The organism is Pseudoalteromonas sp. S4492, assembly GCF_005886115.1.
Classification (GTDB): domain Bacteria; phylum Pseudomonadota; class Gammaproteobacteria; order Enterobacterales; family Alteromonadaceae; genus Pseudoalteromonas; species Pseudoalteromonas gelatinilytica.
The window spans coordinates 16,805-37,928 of sequence record NZ_PNCP01000049.1; the positions used below are offsets into that span (position 1 = coordinate 16,805).

Genomic DNA, 21,124 nt, shown 5'->3' on the forward strand with positions numbered 1-21,124 from the left:
TTGGCTCTTATAATTTTATGTTGTTAGGGTGTACTATACCCCTTCCGTGATAGATATTTGAAGTAAATGGTTACAGATACAGGTTTTATCCTTTCTAAAGAAGCGTTTGATAGCTCATCAGGGGTTAGTTTCGTGTTTTGGCTTTGGTGTGAGCATGGCCCTTTAAAAGTGCATGTTGAGCATCAAGAAGTGGTTTTCTTCATTCCTGAAAATCAAGTGTCTGCAGCAACGCGGTTATTAAAAAGTCAAAACATTCATGTTCGTTTTGCCGATGCAAAGTTAAGAAACTTCCAAAATCAATCGGTGATCTGTTGTTATTTCAAATCATTAAAAGACTACTACCGTGCCATTAAGATTTTAAAAAGTTCACACATATTGCTGTTTGAAGATGATGTCAGGCCAATTGACAGATTTTTGATGGAACGTTTCATTAAAGGATCAGTTTGGGTTAAAGGGGAAGTTCAAACTCGCCGTGGCTATAGATTGTTAACAAACGCAAAATTAAAACCAAACAATGAATTTAGGCCTTATTTTAAACATATTTCTATTGATATTGAGTGTAATGGGGAAGGCGTACTATTTTCTATTGGCTTAGTCGGAGACGGCATAGACAAAGTGTTAATGATAGGGCGCCCAGAGCCTACCCCAGATCTAGATTATCAAATTAACTGGTGTGAAGATGAAATAGACCTGCTTTCTCAATTTGAGACTGAGATCCAGCGAATTGACCCTGACGTATTGATTGGCTGGAACGTGATTGAGTTTGACTTTCGTGTCCTTCACGCAAGAGCTGAGGCACTTGGCCTTTCGTTAAAGCTCGGACGCAATAAAGAAAAGCTACGTGTACGGGAAGGAAATATCACCCGCATAACAATACCTGGTCGCGTAGTTGTTGATGGTATTGATACACTAAAAAACGCCACTTATCATTACGACAGTTTTAGCCTTGCTAATGTAGCAAGTATTGAGCTTGGCGAAGAAAAGCTGATCAGCACAGATAATCGCCTAGAAGAAATTATTCGCCAGTTTAATGAAGACAAACTGTCTCTTGCTAATTACAACAGACAAGACTGTATTTTAGTTCTGCAGATTTTTGAGAAATTAAAGTTACTCGATTTTGCCGTTGTAAGAAGCCAACTCACCGGACTTGAGTTAGAAAGAATGGGTGGCTCAGTAGCGGCCTTTACTAACCTTTATTTGCCGCTCTTACATAGAAGTGGCTTTGTCGCCCCTAATTTAGGCGATCATGGGTTAAGTTTTGACAGTCCAGGTGGTTATGTCATGTCATCGCAACCTGGTCTGTATAAAAATATCTTGGTGCTTGATTATAAAAGTCTGTATCCATCAATAATGCGCACATTTTGTATCGACCCACTTGGCCTTATTGAAGGGTTAAAAAAACCACAGAGTGCGATAGAGGGATTTAATCAGGCGCTGTTCTCACGAACTGAACATCACCTTCCTGAATTGATAAGAGAGCTTGCTGCAACGAGACAAATTGCAAAAGACGATAACAACCCTATGTTATCGCAAGCGATCAAAATTATTATGAATAGTTTATATGGTGTACTTGGTTCAAAAGGCTGCCGCTTCTATGACCCTCGATTGTCGAGTTCTATTACCCTTCGTGGCCATGAAATCATGCAAACAACGAAAAAATGGATAGAAGAGTGGGGTTATGAAGTCATTTATGGTGATACTGATTCGACGTTTGTGAAGCTTGATGATGATCTAAACTCACTAAACTGTAATGAAATCGGTACGAAACTGGCAGGAAAAATTAACAAACGCTGGCAGCTCGTTTTGCAGCAAGACTATAAAATAGACAGTTTCTTAGAAATTGAGTACGAAACCCACTACAGCCCATTTTTTATGCCCACAATTAGAGGCAAAACAATGGGTTCAAAAAAGCGCTATGTAGGAAAAGTCGAAAAAAATGGCACTTCAGAATTGGTCTTCAAAGGTATGGAAACTGTTCGAAGTGATTGGACTGAACTTGCCCATAAGTTTCAAACAGAATTATTTGAGATTTTATTCGGCGAAAATTATAGCCAAGAATTAATAATTCAAACCTTTGATAAATATGTTAAAAAACTCTATGCGGGTGAATTCGACGCCATGTTAGTTTACCGAAAACGCTTAGGTCAGCATTTAACTGATTATCAAAAAAATATCCCTCCCCATGTAAAAGCAGCGAAACAACATTTAGCTGATAATCCCCATCTTACCTTTCAACGCGGTCAGATAATTGAATATGTTTACACCGCTACTGGCGCTGAGTACTACAACGGGCAACATAATTACGATTATGGCATTTATGTTAATAAGCAATTATTGCCAATAGCTGAAATGATTGTTGTTAATTTAGGTACTAAGATTGCGCCGCTAAGTGACCGTCAGATACAGCTTTTTTAGAAAAATTAACATTTTTTTGACTGTTTATTGCGATGAATGATCGATAAGCTCGGTTTAAACGCTTATTTGTGTGTTTTTTGTTCATAAAACAAGAAAAAGTAAACTTTTTGGTGCTTCATTAAAAAATTGTAAATAAAGGGCTGGATATTTTGTTTTATTTGTTTATTATTTGTTTGTCGCAGTCCTGATGCGATACAAATAATAAACAAGCTTATGCTAAATATAGCCACAATATAGTGGTCCAGGGAGAATCAAATGTTAAATAATAAAGTTTCAAAAGCAGTTCGCTTAGCGCTTGCTTTTGGTACAGCTTCTACAGCTGCGTTTTCTGTAAACTCTTATGCTGCTGAAGAAGAAGCAGTAGAAAAAGTTGAACGTATTGAAGTAACAGGTTCACGTATCAAACGTACTGATATCGAAACTGCAAGCCCAGTACAAGTTACAACAGCTGAAGAAATCGAAGTAGCTGGTTTCACTCGTGTTGAAGACATGATGAACAGCTTGCCTCAACTTGAAGCTTCAAGCACTGCATTCCAATCAAATGGTGCTTCTGGTACTGCTACGCTTAACTTACGTGGTATGGGTTCACAACGTACCCTAGTACTTATCAATGGTCGTCGTATGCAAGCGGGTGGTATCTATAGCCAATCTGCGGATATCAACCAAATCCCAGCTGCACTTATCAAACGTGTTGACGTAATGACTGGTGGTGGTTCATCAACTTACGGTGCTGACGCGGTAGCGGGTGTTGTAAACTTCGTGATGGACGATCAGTTCGAAGGTTTTGAAGTGAACATCGGTTCAACTGCATACCAACACGACAACGACAATGAATACATCCAAGGTCTAATGGATGACCGTGACTTTGAATACCCTTCAGGTAGCTCAGGTTTTGACGGTTCATCGTTTGACTTCTCAGCTACTTTAGGTGGCTCATTCGACAGCGGTAAAGGCCACGCGGTTGGTTACTTTACTTACAACAAACAAAACGAACTACGTCAAGGTGCTCGTGACTACTCATCTTGTGCATTAAATGCAGCAGGTACTGCATGTGGTGGTTCTGGTAACGCTGTAAACCCTAACTTCTACATCGCAGGTGTTACTGATTCTGGTGCATTTGACTGGGATGATTACGATTACTGGACACTAGGAACTGACAGCAGCTTCATTCCTTCAAGCGGTAACGTTTACAACTATGCGCCTGTTAACCACTTCATGCGTCCGGATGAGCGTCACACGTTAGGTTTATTCGCAAACTACGAAATCAATGACAACTTCCAACCGTTCATTGAAGCTATGTTCATGCGTGACCGTACTTCTGCACAAATCGCAGAATCAGGTACGTTCTTCGATACAAACTATGTAATCGATTACGATAGCCCGCTATTAACAGACGCACAACGTCAAAACCTAACTGACCGTTTCGGTTTAACATCAGGTGACCAGTTCGCTACTTACATCGGTAAGCGTAACGTAGAAGGTGGCCCACGTGTTAACCAATTAGAGCACAACTCTTTCCGCCTAGTATTAGGTAGTAAAGGTGAAATCAGTGACACTTGGTCATACGAAGCGTTTGTTCAATACGGTTCAACATCTTCATCTTCGGCATACGAAAATGACTTCTTCGGCCCACGTATCATCACTGCACTTTCTGCAAATGGTGAAGACTGTGCGTCAACTGATGGCTGTATTCCTTACGAAGTATTCACATACCAAGGTGTTTCTACTGAATCAGCAGCTGCTCTAACTGGTACAGCTATTCTTAACGGTGTAACAGAACAGTTCATCGTAAGTGGTTTCGTAACTGGTGAGTTTGACTTTGGTCTTCCTTCGTCAGACTACCCAATCGCTGCAGTATTCGGTGCTGAATACCGTGAAGAAACATTCGGTCGTACAGCTGACGAAGTTTATGCGCAAGGTCTATTACTTGGTCAAGGTGGTCCTACTAAGAGCCTTAACGGTGAGTATGATGTAACTGAGTACTTCGGTGAGTTAAGCTTACCAATCGTTGAAGGTTTACCTGGCGTTGAAAGCTTATTAATCGACTTAGGTTATCGTTGGTCTGATTACAGCACATCAGGTTCAGAGCCTACTTATAAAGTAGCAATGAACTGGGACGTAACTGAAAACTGGAAGATCCGTTCAAGCTACAACCGTGCAGTACGTGCAGCGAACAATGGTGAGCTATTCGCTCAACAAAGCCAAGGTTTATGGGCTGGTTCAGATCCATGTGCTACAGCAACTCCTTCACTTACCCAAGCTGAGTGTGCGAACACAGGTGTTTCAGCTTCTCAATACGGTAACGTAGGTAAGAGCCCAGCGGACCAATACAATGGTTTCTTCGGTGGTAACCCAGAGCTTAGCCCTGAGATTGCAGATACAATCACTCTAGGTGTTGTAGGTAACCCGTTTGAAGACTTCAACTTCTCAATCGACTACTGGGATATCGACTTAGAAGATGCAATCGGCAACATCGACCCTGAGCTTATCGTTGAGCAATGTGGTAAAACGGGTGATGCACTATTCTGTGATAACGTACAACGTACACCAGGTAGCGGTAGCCTTTGGATCGGTTCTGGTCAAGTTATCGCAACGAACACGAACTTAGGTAACATCCACTATGAAGGTATCGACTTAAGTGCAAACTACGACATCGAAGTTGGTGGCGGTACGCTTTCTACAAGCTTAATCGGTACTTACATGATGACTAAGGAATTTGAAGATATTCCTGGTGTAAGTGAAGTTTACGACTGTGTTGATACACTAGATAACGGCTGTTTCCCACAACCAGAATGGCGTCATGTTCTTAGCGCAAGCTACGACACAGGCAGCTGGTGGAAAGCAACAGCTAAATGGCGTTACTTCAGTGCAGTTAATGACTACACAGGTTCAGACACTTTAGTTCAAGATGGTATTGGTTCACAAAGTTACCTTGACCTTAAAGGTTCATTCACAATCAATGACTACACACGTGTTCTTGTTGGTGTGAACAACGTATTAGATAAAGAGCCACCACTAGTAGGCGGTACATTATCTACAAATGGTAACGCAGTTGCTGGTTACTACGACACGCTAGGTCGTTACTTCCACGCAAGCGTTTCATTAAAATTCTAATTTGAATTAATTAATGTATGATAAAGCGAGCTTCGGCTCGCTTTTTTTATGGGAAAGCTTTTTTATGGGGAAACAATGACATCAGAACAATACGCGTTTACCCAAGCTGTTGCTTTACTTCAGCAAGGTAAAGTTAGCCAGGGGATAGAATTATTAAAACCGTTAACATATAACAGTGAATTAGCTGAAAAAGCGTTACAGATCCTTTTCAAAGTTGCTATGCAGCAACAAGACACTGAAACAGCCATTGCTTATTGCCAGCAACTGGTATCCATTGCTCCAACAAAATTTGATTACGTACTGACCCTAGTGCAAATAAGTTTAAGTTGTGGTGAGTTCGAAATTGCAAAAAACGCGCTATTACCTTTATATACAGCAAATCCGCAGCAAGCTGATATCTGTTTTCAGCTAGGTAATATAGAACGAAAGCTTGGTAACGCCGATGCAGCGATACGCTTTCTCGAGCAAGCCCTCACATTATCTGAGCAGTTTAAAGTACCCGCTTTAATTGAAATTGCTTATGTGCATAATGAACAATTACATCAACCGAGTGTTGCAATACAGTATTTAGAACAAGCGATTAGTCATGATAATAAGAGTCTGCAAGCCAACTTTGCATTGGCAAATATTCATGAACAACTCGGTAATAAAGATAAAGCGAAAAAAGGCTTTCAACAGGTTTTAAAGATAGATGCATTTAACGCGATGGCACAAGCAAGGATGGCTGACATCGAGACATTTTCTGAACAAGATGCGACTAACTACGAACAAGCATGCCTAGCTATATTGCAACGAGAGTTAGATGATATTGCCTGTGCTGATCTTTATTATGCACTTGGTAAAGTGTTTAATGATTGCAAAAATTATCAGAAAGCTTGGCACTATTATGTAAAAGCAAATCAATACAATAAAAAGTATTTACCAGTTTATGATCGCCAGTCTATTGAAGCGGTAACCGACTACACCTTAGCGCGTAATATCACTCTTCAAGCAGCGAACACCTCTATTACGCCTATCATTATTTGCGGTATGTTTCGTTCTGGCTCAACACTGATTGAACAAATTATCAGCTCTAACGAGCAAATAGCAGCAGGTGGTGAGATTGCCTATTTACATTCATCGCTATTCAATTTAATTAGTGATGAAAAGGCGCTTGCAAATAAGGCTAAAGATCCTGAGTTTATAAATGGTTATAACGGGCAACTAACTCTTCGAGCCGAAGGTGCTCTTTACGTTACAGATAAACGCCCAGAAAATTACCTTTATTTAGACGTTATTAAGCAGCTATATCCAAATGCGAAGATCATTTGGACTGAGCGAGATATCAAAGATAATAGCTTATCAGCTTATTTCCAACATTTAGGCCCGAGCTTAAACTACGCAGTGTCTCTGAATGACACTTTGCATCACTATGAGCAGCAGCAACGCATTAAGTCACATTGGCAGTCGCGCTTTAGTAATGATATTTTTACGATGAATTATGATTTACTTGTTGCGTCACCTGAGCAGGTGTTAGAGCCGCTGTTTAGTTTTTTAGGGTTAGAATACACTGATGAAGCCCAGCGATTTCATCATAAAACTGGCACGGTAAGTACAGCAAGTGTATGGCAAGTAAGAAAACCTCTTTATAAATCATCATCAGGACGATTTGAAAATTACCTAGAGCATATACAGGGCAGTGAACAATCCTATCTGGATGCAAAAGCACTGTTAAATAAATAGCGATTAGTTACAGGAAAAGACCATCATGAAGATGGTCTTTTTAATTATTTTAACGGCATGATATCACAAGGAATCGTTAGCCTTGGGCTATCGCTCTTAAGTTGATATGTCCCGTGCCATATATAGCTTGGAAATATAATAATTTGACCTTCCTCTGGGCATATTTCACGAGCAATTGATTCTCGCTCTCCTAAGTTAAGACTGGTTTCTCCTAGCTTTAGCCAGCCATTTTTAGTGGCATCATCTTTACTCATCTCAGCAGGAATAGAAATATAACTCGGCGCGGATAACCAGCCTTGAGGGTGGATATGATTAGCATGAAAACCACCTTCTTCTAGCTTTACAGACCAACTACCTCTGGCAACAAAGCGCTTGTGGTTTCGTGCTAACAGAGGGTGGTTAACGTCCTCTGGAAGCTGCGTCAGGTATTGATTAATACATTGCGACATTGATGTCTTGAATAAATCAATAAGTTGATTAGAGCGCTGGAGTAAGTGACCTTGTGTTTGACTGCCACTTCGTACACTTTGATCTAATGGCTGCAGTTTATTGGTATGTAGGCTAATCATAAGCTCTTTTAACTGATGATTAAAATCAGCAAAGGTTTTAAAACCAGCCGGAGCAGGGAGCTCCATTACCTTCACGAATTTGTCGAGGTTAGTTAACCAATGGTATTTATCATTATTCGATAAGCGCCAAGCAATACTTAAATAAGCCCACAGCTCTTGGTTATTGGGATTAAATTTTACTGCCGTTTCTAAATGAGAAATCGCTGAGCTGTACTCGCCTTGTTGTATGTAAAAATTTGCTAAATCGATACTGTAGCGGGCATTGTGTGGTGCTTCTTTTACTAGCCGCTGAAGGAGTGAGAATGCCGTTTCTTCATCTCCCTTTCTATCTAAAATGATACTGTGTGCATGGAGTAGATCTAAGTTTTGCGGATAGCTCTGTGTTGCTTCAGAGCTTACTAATAAAGCTTCCTCAAGCTTATCGAGTTGCAATAGTTGGCCAATTTGAGAGTGGATCAGCACCGGATTCGCATCATAGTGTTTAAAAGTTTGGGTGTACGAGCTCATTAACTCGCTCTGTGCGTGTTCCCAGTACAATTTGTTAAGACTTTCATGAGCTGGTACGTAGTTAGGTGCCAGTTCCAAACATGCCTTTAGGTGCGCTTGTGCTTGTTCATATTGCTGCAAATCATAGTAAGTACAACCCACTATATAATGTAATTCGGCGCTGGGTTGCTGTTTTAAAAGCATTTGCAATAGGGCTAATGCTTCGGAAAATTTACCTAAATTACGATAATTACATGCCTGTTTATAAATGAAATGAAATTGCCCTTTTAGTTGCGCAGGTAATTCAGTGCGGAAATAATCTTCAATGTGCTTTAAATCCCCAAAGCGTTCGTAAAGCTCTAAAGTGAGCCAGTGGTACCGAATTAATGTGCTTTGCGAAGGAGATGTTTCTTTAATGAAGTGTTCGGCTTTGAGTAATTCATCTTGGTTAATTAGGCTTTCAATGTAATTGAGTCTTGGTTTTTCAAGTGACAAAGAATTTGTGTTGTATTCACAAAACTGAATACAATCCGCATACTTTTTTTGTTTACAAAGTAAGTTGGTGTAGTTATCCAAAAGCCCAACGTTTTTACTATGAAGACGCAAACCTTGCAAATAGCACTGCTCTGCATCGGTAATTCTATTTACAGCAGATAAACATAAGCTATTTAATGTATACCAATCAGCGGTTTTGTTTGTATGTGAAGAAAGGAGTTGAAGTGCGTGCATATACTGTTGTTGATTGAATGCCTGCAACGCTTTTTGCAATGAATTATTCACTCGTACACCTTGTTTTTGTTTTATGTTAACAGGGTGTACGCTAAAGTAAAATGTTACTCTTGATTTGCATCAAGGTCTTTGATTACTACAGTACCTTTAATGCGTTCTCTTTGTTTATAAAGCTTGCGAATTTTCTTCCAAACTTGTGGTGGGTATCGACCAAATTGAGCTAGCCGCTTCGTTAAGGGATCGGTGATATAGCTTCCGTCTGCTGCACGATATCCATATGTCATTCCTCCTTTACCCTCTAGCGCGGCCCTGTTAATAGCAGAAGAAGCGCCATAGGCTCTATGTGTGCGATATAAATCCACGATATGCCAGTCATCTATTGTAAGCTTAAACCCTTTAGATGACTCTACAGCATCTTTTAAAGAGCCATTAGTATAGTGTTCAATATGAGACTTTAAATCTTGCTCAAAGTCGTCAAACAAGGCTTCTGTTTGCTGGTAGTAGACGGATAGGTAAAGTCTATCTTTCCCTTTAATTTGCATACCTCGGTTAGAATTAACAAATTCCTCAGCATTGTCTGCTAGTTGGTAATACACTTTGCTTCCTACATAGGCCTCTGGGCGAAGATTTGGGCTGCCGATATTCCCTTGATGAAAGCCGTACATTACAATCGGTTTACTTTTGCCAAACTTTTTAAAGACAATGTTGTGTTGTATGTCATTCAAAGACAGGCTATGTCCCATAACAGTAATAAATTCCTCATCAAGTAATGAATTATCACCAAATAATAAATCTTCAGTACTAAAGATAGGGTAGTGCTCAATGAGTTTCTCTAATAATGCTGTGGTATATAAATTTAGCCAATAAGCCAGTTGCTCAGATAAAACGAGCTCATTAAGTGGGATTTGTTCAGGAACTTGTTCAAGGCTCAGACGTATTTTTTTAAAACCAGTTTTCAGGTTTGCTTTTACAACTTCTTCATAATAAAAACGATTTGCTTCTAAAGCTGTATCGTTATTTTTGTGTGCTCGCGTACGTGTGCCAATGCCTGATTGACCTTTTCGAAAACTTCGGTCTGAGCGGCCTAAGTCAATAACCGTGATTTTAAGTAACTGATCTAAATCACCATAAGATATTGTTAAATCACTATCTAAGCCGAAATCGGCAAATTCTTCAGGTAGCGTGTCTAGTTTTGCTGACGAATGTGCTGTAAAGAAAATTGCGGTAACTAATAAAATTCGTTTGATCATAGTGAACTCCCTGTTCAGAAAAAGCCATCCGTCACATTCTTTTGACGAGCGGCCTTATTTTGTTAATTGTTTGAATCAATGTCTTTGATCTTTACTGAACCTCTATTTTCCTTACGTTTGGTATTTAGTTGCTTTAACTTCTCCCAAACTTCAGGAGGGAATCGGCCAAACTCAACAGTTCGTTCCATAAACGCATCGGATATATAACTCGAATTCACTGCACCTACACCTACATCACCAGACGCACTGGCTACGGCATTAAGTAATGCTGCCCGATTTGTTGCTGTTGATGCGCCAAAAGTACGCTCTGTGCGATATAAGTCATTAATTCCCCAATCATCAATGCTTAATTGAAAATTATCAGCTAACTCAACTGAGTTCTTTAAATCTCCTTCGGTGTAATCTTCAATATGATTTTTTAATTGGTTTTCGAAATCGTCAAACAGTGCTTCGGTCTGTTTGTAATATAAGGATAAGTAAAGCTTATTTTTGCCCTTAACTTGCATTCCTCGATTTGAATTAACAAACTCCTCGCCATTTTCGACCAGTTGGTGATATACCTCTGGGCCTTTATAAGCCTCTTTTCTTAAATTTGGGCTGCCGATATTTCCTTGGTGAAATCCATACATAACAATCGGTTTATTTTTACCAAACTTTTTAAATACGATATTGTGTTGAATATCATTTAAAGACAACTGATAGCCCGCCACATGTATAAACTCTTCATCAAGTATTGATTGTTCTCCAAAGAGTAATTCTTGAGTATCTATAACAGGGTAGTGCTCTATCAGCTTTTCTAAGAGAGCTGTCGTGTATAAGTTTAGCCAATAGGCTAATTGTTCATCAAGGACAAGAGCATTGAGAGGCACTTGATCAGGCACTTTCTCAAGGCTAACGCGTACTTTATGAAAGCCTTCTTTTAGTTTGGATGTAGTAACCTCTTCATAGAAAAAGCGGTTAGCTTCTAGCGCAGTGTCGTTATTTTTATGTGCACGCATGCGAGTACCAATATTCGCTTTAGATTTACGAAACCGTCTATCGGAGCGGCCTAAATCAATTACTGTCATATCAAGCAGCATATCTAAATCATCGTAGGATATGGTGATATCACGATCTAAACTAAAATCAGAAAACTCTTCAGGCAATGTGTCTAGTTTTGCTGAGGTTTGTGTTGCAAAGCAAATCGCGCTGACTAATAGAAATTGTTTTAACATAACGAATTCCTTGTTAAAAAGGCCTCACGCACTTACATCTGACGAGCGGCCTTATTTTTTAATTGTTTGAATCAATGTCTTTAATTTCAACGGTTCCACTATTGTCTTGGCGTTTTAAGTTAAGCTTTTTGATTTTTTCTAACATTTCAGGAGAAAAACGACCAAAATCCATAGTGCGCATCATGATAGAGTCTGTAATGTGATTCACGTTAACAGCGCCTATACCTGCGCCACTTCCTTCAGGCCCAAGTGGAACAGCAGAGTTACTGACTACAGCATTTAGCATTGCTGCCGGGTTTGTTGACGCTGAACCGCCATAGTCACGGTCTGTGCCGTATAAATCAGTAATGTTCCAATCTTCAATGTCAATTTTAAAGCGCTTGGCGTACTTAACATCACTTTTCATTTGGCCTTCGGCATAATCGGCAAGGTGTTCACGTAAGTCACTTTCAAAATCTGAAAATAAAGACTCTGTTTGTTCATAATATTTAGAAACATAGAGGCGGTCCTTACGTTTTATTTGCATACCGCGGTTTGAATTTACAAACTCCTCACCATTTTCAACGAGTTGATGGTAAACCTTGCTGCCTTTATAAGCTTCATTACGCAAATTTGGACTGCCAATGTTACCTTGATAGAAGCCATACATAACGATAGGTTTCTTTTTACCAAACTTTTCAAAAACAATTTTATGTTGGATATCATTCAATGAGAGTTTGTAACCAGCAACCGTTAAAAACTCTTCATCTAGAATTGAGTCATCACCAAAAAGTAGATCTTCTGTGTCGCGAACAGGATAGTGATCAATCAACTTTTCAACCATCGCGGTATTATAAAGGTTAAGCCAATAAGCTAATTGCTCATCGAGACTTAAGTCATTTAGAGAAACCTCGCTTGGCACCTTCTCTAAGCTAACTCTGATTTTGTGAAAGCCGTCTTTGATTTCTGATTTTGTAACGCCTTCAAAGTAAAAGCGGTTTGCTTCAAGCGCAGTATCGTTGTTTTTGTGTGATTTCATGCGCGTGCCAATTGAAGCTTGGGATTTACGAGAGCTTCTGTCTGACATGCCCATGTCGATAACGGTCATTTCAAGTAAGTTATCAAGGTCTTCATAGGAGATTTTAATATCTCGATTAAGGCTAAAGTCAGAAAACTCTTTAGGTATTTCATTAATTTTTGCCTGCAAAGGAAGTGAGCAAAAAGTAAATATAATTAACAATAATTGTTTAAACATGATTTTTCCTTGTTGTTTTAACAATCTTACTATCAGCGATTGTTACAATTTTTTCAAGTTTAAACGTACCTAAAATAGCCTGTAACCATGTGAATATTCTAATAAATAAAGAGGTTTTGGGGTTTGGGGTTTTAAAAGGGGTTAGTCTAGTTGGTTAATAGAATGTTCATTCTATTAACTTTTGCATCATTCAGTCCTTTTTTTACATATCTTTACTATTTTGCCTATCTTTATTGTGGATTCGTCTTATTTGTAGGGTATTAAAATAGCATATTTTTATTTATTAAGATAAAAAATACCGGGAACTCCCGATGTTGTTTGTTGTATTTTTTGCAATAAGTTAACCCATCATATCCAGTACCTATATTAGTACTGAAAAATTAAATTCTTTTTTATCTTTGTAACTTGTTGTAAATGATGGTCCGGCCTTTGTATTTAAAGGTGTCCGATGGTGTTAATAAAGTTCTATTAATTGGTGTAATGTTTTATTTATTGTTAAAAGTTGGACTTTTGCGTTACTGAAGTGTTGACCTTGGAGAGTTGCGAGTATTATTATCAAAGCTCAAAATTACTGCGTAATATGCATTTTTTTTGAATAACTATAAATATTCCATGAATAACATGGTCCAGGGAGAATCAAATGTTAAATAATAAAGTTTCAAAAGCTGTTCGCTTAGCGATTGCTTTTGGTGCAGTTTCTACTGCTGCATTTTCTGCAAACACATTTGCTGCAGATGAAGAAAACGCAGAAAAAGTTGAGCGCATTCAAGTTACAGGTTCACGCATTAAACAAGTCGATCTTGAGAACAGCTCTCCAGTAACTGTTTTATCAGCGGCAGAAATCAGCCTTTCAGGTGAGCCTACAGTTGCTGACGTTTTAAATAACCTTGCTTCTAACTCTTTCGGTTCTTGGAAAGGTGTATCTGGTTACGGTGCAGGTGGTGCAGCTTCTTCTAACATCAACTTACGCGGCCTAGGTTCTGACGCAACACTTGTATTATTAGACGGTCGTCGTATGCCTGGTACAAGTTCATCTTCTGGTTCATCGGCTGATACATCAATCATCCCAATGGCTGTTGTTGAGCGTGTTGAAATCCTTCGCGATGGCGCATCAGCTGTTTATGGTTCATCTGCTGTTGCTGGTGTAATCAATATCATCACTAAGAAAGACTTTGATGGCGTAAGTGTTAAGTACGATTACGAAGTACCTAAAGTTGAAGGTGGCGAAAGCAAAACGTTCTCAATTACTTCAGGTTACACATCTGAAAAAGGTAACATCATCTTCACGTATGAAAACTCACGTGACAATGCAATCTTCGACAAAGAAATTTGGGCGATGGACGATCCTACGTACGGTGCGTACAGCGGTTATAGCCACGTTCCAAACTACAGAATTAATGGTTCAGGAAGCTACATCTCTAATCCTGAGCTTTGTGACCAAACAGCTGACGTAGTAAATGCTATGGATGAGAACGGCGTTGGTGGTTGTTTATATAACTACGGTAACGTAACAAAATTCTATCCAGACGTAGAAAATAACTCATTCTTAACAAACTTCAACTATGAACTGACTGACAACATTCGTCTTGTTGGTCGTGCAATGGCAAGCTTTAACGAAACAAACTCACGTTACGCAGGTACGCCAGTATCTACGGGTGCAGTTTGGATGGATGCTGATAACCAATATAACCCAGAAGATGAAGATATCCGTCTTTACATGCGTTCTGTGCCAATTGGTAACCGTGATACTAAAACAGAAGTTGTAACTACAGACATCGTATTAGGTCTTGAGGGTTTCACTGACATCGGTAATGGTCTTGATTGGGAAATCAACTATCAAAACAGCATTTCTAAAACAAACGTTTTTGGTAGCAACCTAGTTAATGACGTAATGCTACAAAATGCAATTAACACGGGTGAGTACGATATCCTAAATACTTCAGGTATGAGCTACGAAGAATGGAACACTCAATTAACTGAGTTATACCAATACGCAGCGCACACTGGTACTTACGAAGGTCGTTACGAAAGCCAACAAATTGATGGTTTAGTTTCTACAACGTTCATTGATAATGGTGACTTCGTTATTGCGGGTGTAGTGGGTGCTGAGTTTGAAGAAATTGATTTCACTCAAGTATCTGACCCTGAGTCTGCAAATGGTTTCATCTCTGGTGGTTCAGGCGGTGATGACGTATACGCAACTCGTGACCGTACTGCTGCTTACATGGAAATCCAAGCAAGCTTACCATACGAAATTGATGTAACAGTAGCTGGTCGTTATGAGAAATACGAACAGTCTGGTATGACAAACCTTGGTGAAAAGAGCACGACATTCGATAAAGTTGTTCCAAAAGTAGGTGTTACTTGGCGTCCAACTGAAACATTATTAATCCGTGGTTCTTGGGGTGAGTCTTTCCGTGCTCCTAACATGGGCGAAATGTTCCAATCTTATGCATTAAGCTTCCCAACTGTACGTGATACAGCATGGTGTGATGCTAACCCTGGTCAAGCATTAGAAGGTTACTGTTCTGACGCTGGTGAGCAAGTAGCGACTTGGTTCGGTGGTAATGCAAACCTTACTGAAGAAACGGGTGACTCTACAACGCTTGGTTTCGTATGGGATATCGTTGATGGCTTAGCAGTAGAATTAACTTACTATGATATCAGCTACGAGAACCGTATCGATGACGTAAGCACGACTGAACTTCTACGTATTGAACAAGAAGAAGGTGGTTTAGGTTCTACTCCAGACGCTATCGACCGTGCTAATGGTACTGGCCAAATTGATTACATCTACACAGGTTATATCAATAAAGCATCACTACAAACGTCTGGTTTCGATTTCTCAACTCGCTACAAGCATGAAACTAGCTTTGGTGACTTTGGCGTTATGCTAAACGTTTCTAAAGTTATGGAATTTGAAGAGAAAGCTGATAAAGATGCAGAACCGTTTGATTATGCTGGTCTTCAAGATTACCCAGATTGGAAAGCTGATTTAGGTGTTAGCTACTCTTATGAAGATTACAGTGCTTCTTGGACTATGTTCTACGTAGGCGCTCAAGAGTCAGGTAACGAAGAGTGGGGTGTTGATTACCTTGCTGATGTACCTTCATACTTCAAGCATAATGCTCAGTTCACATACACTGCACCAACAAATACTAAAATTTCTGTAGGTGTTAACAACGTATTTGATAAGAAAGCACCTTCTTGGTATGACGGCTTCCGTGATTACCGTGATTCAAGCTGGTCATTATACGATCAAACAGGTCGTTCAATGTACCTTCGTTTAGAACAAAAGTTCTAAGCTAAAATAATTAGTATAAGCTCTTAAAACCCTGCTGTAGCAGGGTTTTTTTGTGCGAAATACTAAGTTATAAATTACCTAAATATTTATCGTCATAATTAAATGGAATATTAAAATGAAAATAATATGGTTTTTATTTTTAAGTAGTTTGATCAGTGTATCAATGGATGTAAGTGCTAAAGCAAAGGACATCGCAATTGAAGACTTTTTTAAAACGCCTAAGTTTTCCAACTTGCAACTTTCTCCAAATGGAAAGTACCTTGCGGTTTTATCGCCGATCAACGAACGTAGAAATATAGTTGTAATGGAAGTTGATGGTTTTAAAAATGCGAGGCCTATTACAAAGTTTGATGAACAAGATATCAATAGTTTCTCTTGGGCGAATGATGATGACATTATTTTCACACTAGATAGTAATGGTAATGAAGCTTTTAGTATTTACGCCATTGATGCTCACAATAAACGGGCGAAGGTAATACAGTTAGTTGGATCTAAAGTGGGTGCATCTGGAATACGTTCAGCGTCAGTTGTACATTTATTACCAGACGATCCAAAGCATATTCTGGTGCAATATAATGGCCGAAATATCGTTGCTCCAGATTTGTATAAGCTACCACTTGATAGTCGTTGGGATCGTAAGCACGAGCGTAATTACAAAATGGACTTGATTGCAAAAAATCCAGGGAATGTTCAAGGTTGGATGCTTGATCACGATGGCGAGGTACGGGGTGCCTTAGCAATTGAAGGTTTAAAAGGTACTTTACTTTACAAAGGAAAAGGTGAAGAAAAATTTAAAGTACTCCGTGAATACAATGCCGAAGAAGCAAATATTGAACCATTGGCGTTTGATTTTGATAATAAAAAGTTGTTCGTTGCATCCGATCTAGACCGTGATACCAAAGCTATATTCTATTTTGATCCAGAAACGAACAAGTTAGGTGAACAAATATTTGCCCATGATAACGTCGATGTCACATCGCTGAGTTTTTCGCGAAAGCGTAAAAAACTAACGGCAATTAGTTATTTTGACAAATACCCTGAAGAAGTATATTTCGATGAACAGACTGCAAAAATGATGACCTCATTAAAGCAAGCATTTACCGATAAAGTTGTGACAATTACCAGTCGCTCTGATGATGAAGTGCTCAATATTGTTTATGCAGCGAGTGACACCGATCCAGGGCAGTATTATTTATTTAATCAAAATGACAATAGCTTAAAAGCATTATTGAGCCCAATGTCATGGATAGATCCCAAAGCGATGTCGCCAATGCAGCCGATCGAATTTAAAAGTAGGGATGGCTTAACATTAAATGGTTATCTAACAATCCCTAAAAACTCATCGGGTAAGGCGCTACCTCTCATCGTAAATCCACATGGTGGTCCCTTCGGAATTCGAGATTATTGGGGGTTTAATCCTGAAGCTCAGTTCTTTGCAAGTAGAGGCTATGCGACAGTCCAGGTTAACTTTAGAGGTTCAGGTGGTTATGGTCGAAAGTTTCAGCAAGCTGGCTATGGCGGCAAGTGGGGGGCAGAAATGCAAAATGATATTACAGACACTGTTAACTATCTGGTTTCTGAAGGAATTGTTGATGCAAATAAAGTCTGTATTTATGGTGCAAGTTACGGCGGCTATGCCACAGTTGCAGGCCTTGCGTTTACTCCTGAACTTTACAAATGTGGAATTGATTACGTTGGCGTAACAGATGTGTCTTTATTATTTGAAACATTGCCAAAGCATTGGGAATCGCAACGCGAAGTGCTGGAAATGCAAATAGGCGATCCATCTGATGAAGCCCTAATGAAACGAATGTCACCGTTGCAACATGTTGATAAAATTAAAGCGCCATTAATGATAGTACAAGGTGCGAAAGACCCCCGTGTAGTTAAGCAACATGCGACAGATCTACGCGATGCACTGGCAAAAAAAGGAGTAATTTTGTCTGATGATGAGTGGATAATGAAAGAAAATGAAGGCCATGGTTTTCAAAAGCAAGAAAATAAAGTTGAGCTTTATACAAAAATGGAAAAGTTTTTGGCTAGATATTTGAAATAATTAATTATCAAAAAAATATAAAAAGCCCAGAATTCAAGGTGTGGATCTTGTTCTGGGTTTTTTATTGTTTCGAATATATAAATTAATGTGAAATATATGTAATCAGATTTTTCTCTAATTTTATATACAGGTGAAACTTAAAATTTACATTGAAAAACAATGGTTAAAAAACTGTTGACCAAAAGTTGTCCCTAATATTAGTATTTAATCCCCTTATGAGGTACTAGTACCTTTTAAGGGGTTAAAATAAATTAATAAAGTCATAACATGGATATGACCAGGGAGAATCAAATGTTAAATAATCAAGTTTCAAAAGCAGTTCGCTTAGCGATTGCTTTTGGTGCAGCGTCAACTGCTGCATTTTCAGCTTCGTCTTTTGCTGCTGAAGAAGAAGGTGCAGAAAAAGTTGAGCGAATCGAAGTTACTGGTTCACGTATTAAACGTACAGATATCGAGGGTGCAAACCCTGTAGTTGTAATCGACCGTGCATCTTTAGATAATTCAGGTCAACTAAGTGTTGCAGACGTATTAAACCGCTCAACATTCAACTCATTTGGCTCAATTCAACCATCATCAGGTAGTACTGCGCAAAGCCAGGCAACAGTTAACTTACGTGGTTTAGGTTCTTCTAGAACACTAGTACTAATCAATGGTAAGAAAATGCCAGGTTCACCTGTTATGGGTGGTGGTGCAGCTGACTTAAATACCATTCCTTTTGCGGCTGTTGAACGCATTGAAGTGATGGGTGATGGTGCATCAGCTGTATACGGTTCTGATGCGATCGCTGGTGTAGTAAACATTATTTTAAGAAAAGACTTTGAAGGTGTTCAAGTTCAGGGTCGTATGGGTTCTCCAAGCCGTGATGGTGGTGGTGATGAATCATCATTCTCAATTATCACAGGCCTTAAATCTGAAAACTCAAACTTAGTATTCAGCTATGAGCATGACGAGCGTGATATCATTTTTGCTCGTGACCGTTGGTTCTCTCGTGCAACAGATGATGGTTCAGGTACATTCGCTGGTACAACAGGTCAAAGCTGGTACGGCCGTAACATCCTAGACATGCAAACATTTGAGTTTAATCCAATGATCACTGGTCAAGATTGTTCTCAATATGGTTCAGCATTTGCTTATCATAACGATGCTCCAGACTTCCCAGATGATGATGGCTGTCATTATGATTACACTGCGGTTGCTGCTGACGCTGCATCAACGAAGCGTGACTCAGTATTCGTAAACTTTGATTATGACATCAATGATGATCTAATTTTTAACTTCCGTTCATTACACTCGCGCAACGAGAGTTTTGGTCGTTTCGCACCTGCTGCGGGTTGGTTTACTTTCCCAATCGCGCTTGCTGAAGATACAACTAAAGGTTTAACGGCAGTTAACGAAGGCGACCGTGGTTATTACCGCTTTAATAACGTAGGTACTTCACGTGATACTTGGCAAGTTAGTAACATGGCTGATTGGAGTGCATCTCTAAATGGTATGGGTGACACGATCGACTGGCACGTTGATGCACACTATAACCGTTATGAAATGAACGAGTGGGGCCAAGGCTATGTTCACCGCCCAAGCGTAGAAAATGCAATTGTTGATGGTTGGGATCCTCGCGACCCTGATCAATCGGCATATGCTGAGCAATTAGCGAATATTGCTGCAAACAGTAACCGTCGTTCTGGTAGTACATTACGTGAAGTAACTGCAGGCGTTAGCTTCAATGAGTTAGCTACTTTACCAGGTGGTGAACTTGGCTTATACGTTGGTGCTAGCTACCGCGAAACTGATTACTTTGACCAAGCTGAAGCTCAAAACGAAGCGAAAAACATCATCGGTACTGCTGGTGGTTCAGCAGCAGGTGATCGTACAGAATCAGCTGTTTTTGCTGAAATGTTAATCCCTGTGATTGATACATTAGAGCTTAACTTAGCTGCACGATATGATGACTACAGCGATGTAGGTTCTTCATTTGTACCTAAAGTTTCACTTAAGTATCAACCATTTGATGAGTTAGTGTTACGTGCTGCTTGGGGTGAAGGTTTCCGTGCTCCAACGCTAGAAGATTTATATAAAGCACCACAAGAGTCAGCTTCATCAGCTAAAGACGTTGTGGTATGTTCATCAGCGGGTACATCACGCTCTGATTGTCGTACTCAACAACATACAACTTACTTCATTGGTACTGATTCCTTAAAGCCTGAAGAGTCAGAAAGTGTTAGCTTCGGTGTGGTTTATAACGTCACAGATAACATTGATATGTCAGTTGACTACTATGATATTAAAATCACAAACCAAGTTAGCTCTCTATCTACACAAGACGTATTTGACCTTGAGTTAGCGGGCCTTTTAGGTGACCCTGAAAATCCAAATGATAACGCAGCTGGTTATGACCAAGTATCTGTAGACCGTGGTGGTAATCCAACTGGTCGTTCATTACTTGTAACTGCGCCAATGGCTAACATCCCTGGTTTCTCTACAGATGGTTTAGACTTCAAACTAAACGCTGTATTTGACTTAGGTGGTGCAGGTCAACTTCGTTCTAAGTTTGCTTGGTCAGAAGTACTTAGCTATGAAGAACCAGATATCATCGGTTACCCGAACGTTGATAAAATTGGCCGTGCTGGTTTACCAGAAAGAAGAATTAGCTGGGGTTTAACATGGGATATCGAAGCTCACATGTTAAATGTAAACTGGAATCACATTGCTTCAACAGCTGAAGAAACTGAAGATGCAAATGACGAAGGTACTAAGTTTAAAGCTGTTGGTGAGTTATCTTCATATAACATTATTGATGTTAACTATACTTACGCAACGCCTTGGAACCTTGATTTAACAGTTGGTGTTAATAACCTAGCTGATAAAGATCCAGTATTGAACTCTGAACTGGCGTACGACGATACTCTTTATAGCCAAGTGGGTCGTCTGTACTATGCAGGTTTCAAATTTAAGTTCTAAACGAACGATTTAAATACTTGTATATTAAAACCCTGCACTTGCAGGGTTTTTTATTTTATAAACAAATTCACTA

At 39.4% G+C, this 21,124-nt stretch carries 10 protein-coding genes; 6 read left to right on the forward strand and 4 right to left on the reverse strand.

The genetic code is table 11. From position 1 onward, the window contains the following. Positions 1-66 precede the first annotated feature (66 nt). The 3 genes from CWC28_RS16435 (at position 67) to CWC28_RS16445 (ending at position 7,251) form a co-directional block, all read left to right on the forward strand. Positions 67-2,415 carry a DNA polymerase II gene (locus CWC28_RS16435; protein ID WP_063707077.1) on the forward strand — a complete coding sequence of 783 codons (2,349 nt, stop codon included), beginning with the start codon at positions 67-69 and terminating at the stop codon, positions 2,413-2,415. Between the two features lie 255 nt (positions 2,416-2,670). Next, positions 2,671-5,529 (forward strand): TonB-dependent receptor domain-containing protein, encoded by a 2,859-nt coding sequence (locus CWC28_RS16440; protein ID WP_063707079.1) that lies wholly within the window; start codon positions 2,671-2,673, stop codon positions 5,527-5,529. A gap of 75 nt (positions 5,530-5,604) precedes the next feature. Beyond that, the gene (locus CWC28_RS16445) at positions 5,605-7,251 is read left to right on the forward strand and encodes a tetratricopeptide repeat-containing sulfotransferase family protein (RefSeq protein ID WP_063707081.1); all 1,647 of its coding nucleotides are present in this window, start codon (positions 5,605-5,607) and stop codon (positions 7,249-7,251) included. A gap of 44 nt (positions 7,252-7,295) precedes the next feature. On the opposite strand, the gene CWC28_RS16450 is transcribed toward CWC28_RS16445, so the two are convergent. The 4 genes from CWC28_RS16450 to CWC28_RS16465 all read right to left on the reverse strand — a co-directional run bounded on the left by CWC28_RS16450 (position 7,296) and on the right by CWC28_RS16465 (position 12,733). Beyond that, on the reverse strand, positions 7,296-9,086 hold the full coding sequence (locus CWC28_RS16450) for a putative 2OG-Fe(II) oxygenase (RefSeq protein WP_063707083.1): 1,791 nt from the start codon (positions 9,084-9,086) through the stop codon (positions 7,296-7,298). 53 nt (positions 9,087-9,139) lie between these two features. Beyond that, positions 9,140-10,285, reverse strand: coding sequence for a DUF547 domain-containing protein (locus CWC28_RS16455; protein WP_063707085.1), 1,146 nt, complete (start codon positions 10,283-10,285; stop codon positions 9,140-9,142). Between the two features lie 62 nt (positions 10,286-10,347). After that, complete coding sequence (locus tag CWC28_RS16460; RefSeq protein ID WP_063707088.1) at positions 10,348-11,499, reverse strand: DUF547 domain-containing protein; 1,152 nt, start codon at positions 11,497-11,499, stop codon at positions 10,348-10,350. Positions 11,500-11,557: 58 nt separating this feature from the next. Beyond that, on the reverse strand, positions 11,558-12,733 hold the full coding sequence (locus CWC28_RS16465) for a DUF547 domain-containing protein (protein WP_063707090.1): 1,176 nt from the start codon (positions 12,731-12,733) through the stop codon (positions 11,558-11,560). Between the two features lie 640 nt (positions 12,734-13,373). On the opposite strand from CWC28_RS16465, the gene CWC28_RS16470 reads away from it, so the two are divergent. From CWC28_RS16470 to CWC28_RS16480, 3 genes are all read left to right on the forward strand, one after another. Further along, positions 13,374-16,037, forward strand: a complete 2,664-nt coding sequence (locus CWC28_RS16470; RefSeq protein ID WP_063707093.1) for a TonB-dependent receptor — start codon at positions 13,374-13,376, stop codon at positions 16,035-16,037. Between the two features lie 115 nt (positions 16,038-16,152). Then, positions 16,153-18,093 (forward strand): S9 family peptidase, encoded by a 1,941-nt coding sequence (locus CWC28_RS16475; protein WP_082874115.1) that lies wholly within the window; start codon positions 16,153-16,155, stop codon positions 18,091-18,093. A 291-nt stretch (positions 18,094-18,384) separates the two neighbouring features. Further along, positions 18,385-21,051, forward strand: a complete 2,667-nt coding sequence (locus CWC28_RS16480; RefSeq protein WP_063707096.1) for a TonB-dependent receptor — start codon at positions 18,385-18,387, stop codon at positions 21,049-21,051. Positions 21,052-21,124: the final 73 nt, after the last annotated feature.

Excerpts from the sequence above, each read along its gene's own strand:
- CWC28_RS16475 (WP_082874115.1), top strand. The coding sequence starts at position 16,153 with ATGAAAATAATATGGTTTTTATTTTTAAGTAGTTTGATCAGTGTATCA.
- CWC28_RS16440 (WP_063707079.1), top strand. The coding sequence starts at position 2,671 with ATGTTAAATAATAAAGTTTCAAAAGCAGTTCGCTTAGCGCTTGCTTTT.
- CWC28_RS16445 (WP_063707081.1), top strand. The coding sequence starts at position 5,605 with ATGACATCAGAACAATACGCGTTTACCCAAGCTGTTGCTTTACTTCAG.
- CWC28_RS16460 (WP_063707088.1), bottom strand. The coding sequence starts at position 11,499 with ATGTTAAAACAATTTCTATTAGTCAGCGCGATTTGCTTTGCAACACAA.
- CWC28_RS16455 (WP_063707085.1), bottom strand. The coding sequence starts at position 10,285 with ATGATCAAACGAATTTTATTAGTTACCGCAATTTTCTTTACAGCACAT.
- CWC28_RS16435 (WP_063707077.1), top strand. The coding sequence starts at position 67 with ATGGTTACAGATACAGGTTTTATCCTTTCTAAAGAAGCGTTTGATAGC.
- CWC28_RS16480 (WP_063707096.1), top strand. The coding sequence starts at position 18,385 with ATGTTAAATAATCAAGTTTCAAAAGCAGTTCGCTTAGCGATTGCTTTT.
- CWC28_RS16465 (WP_063707090.1), bottom strand. The coding sequence starts at position 12,733 with ATGTTTAAACAATTATTGTTAATTATATTTACTTTTTGCTCACTTCCT.
- CWC28_RS16470 (WP_063707093.1), top strand. The coding sequence starts at position 13,374 with ATGTTAAATAATAAAGTTTCAAAAGCTGTTCGCTTAGCGATTGCTTTT.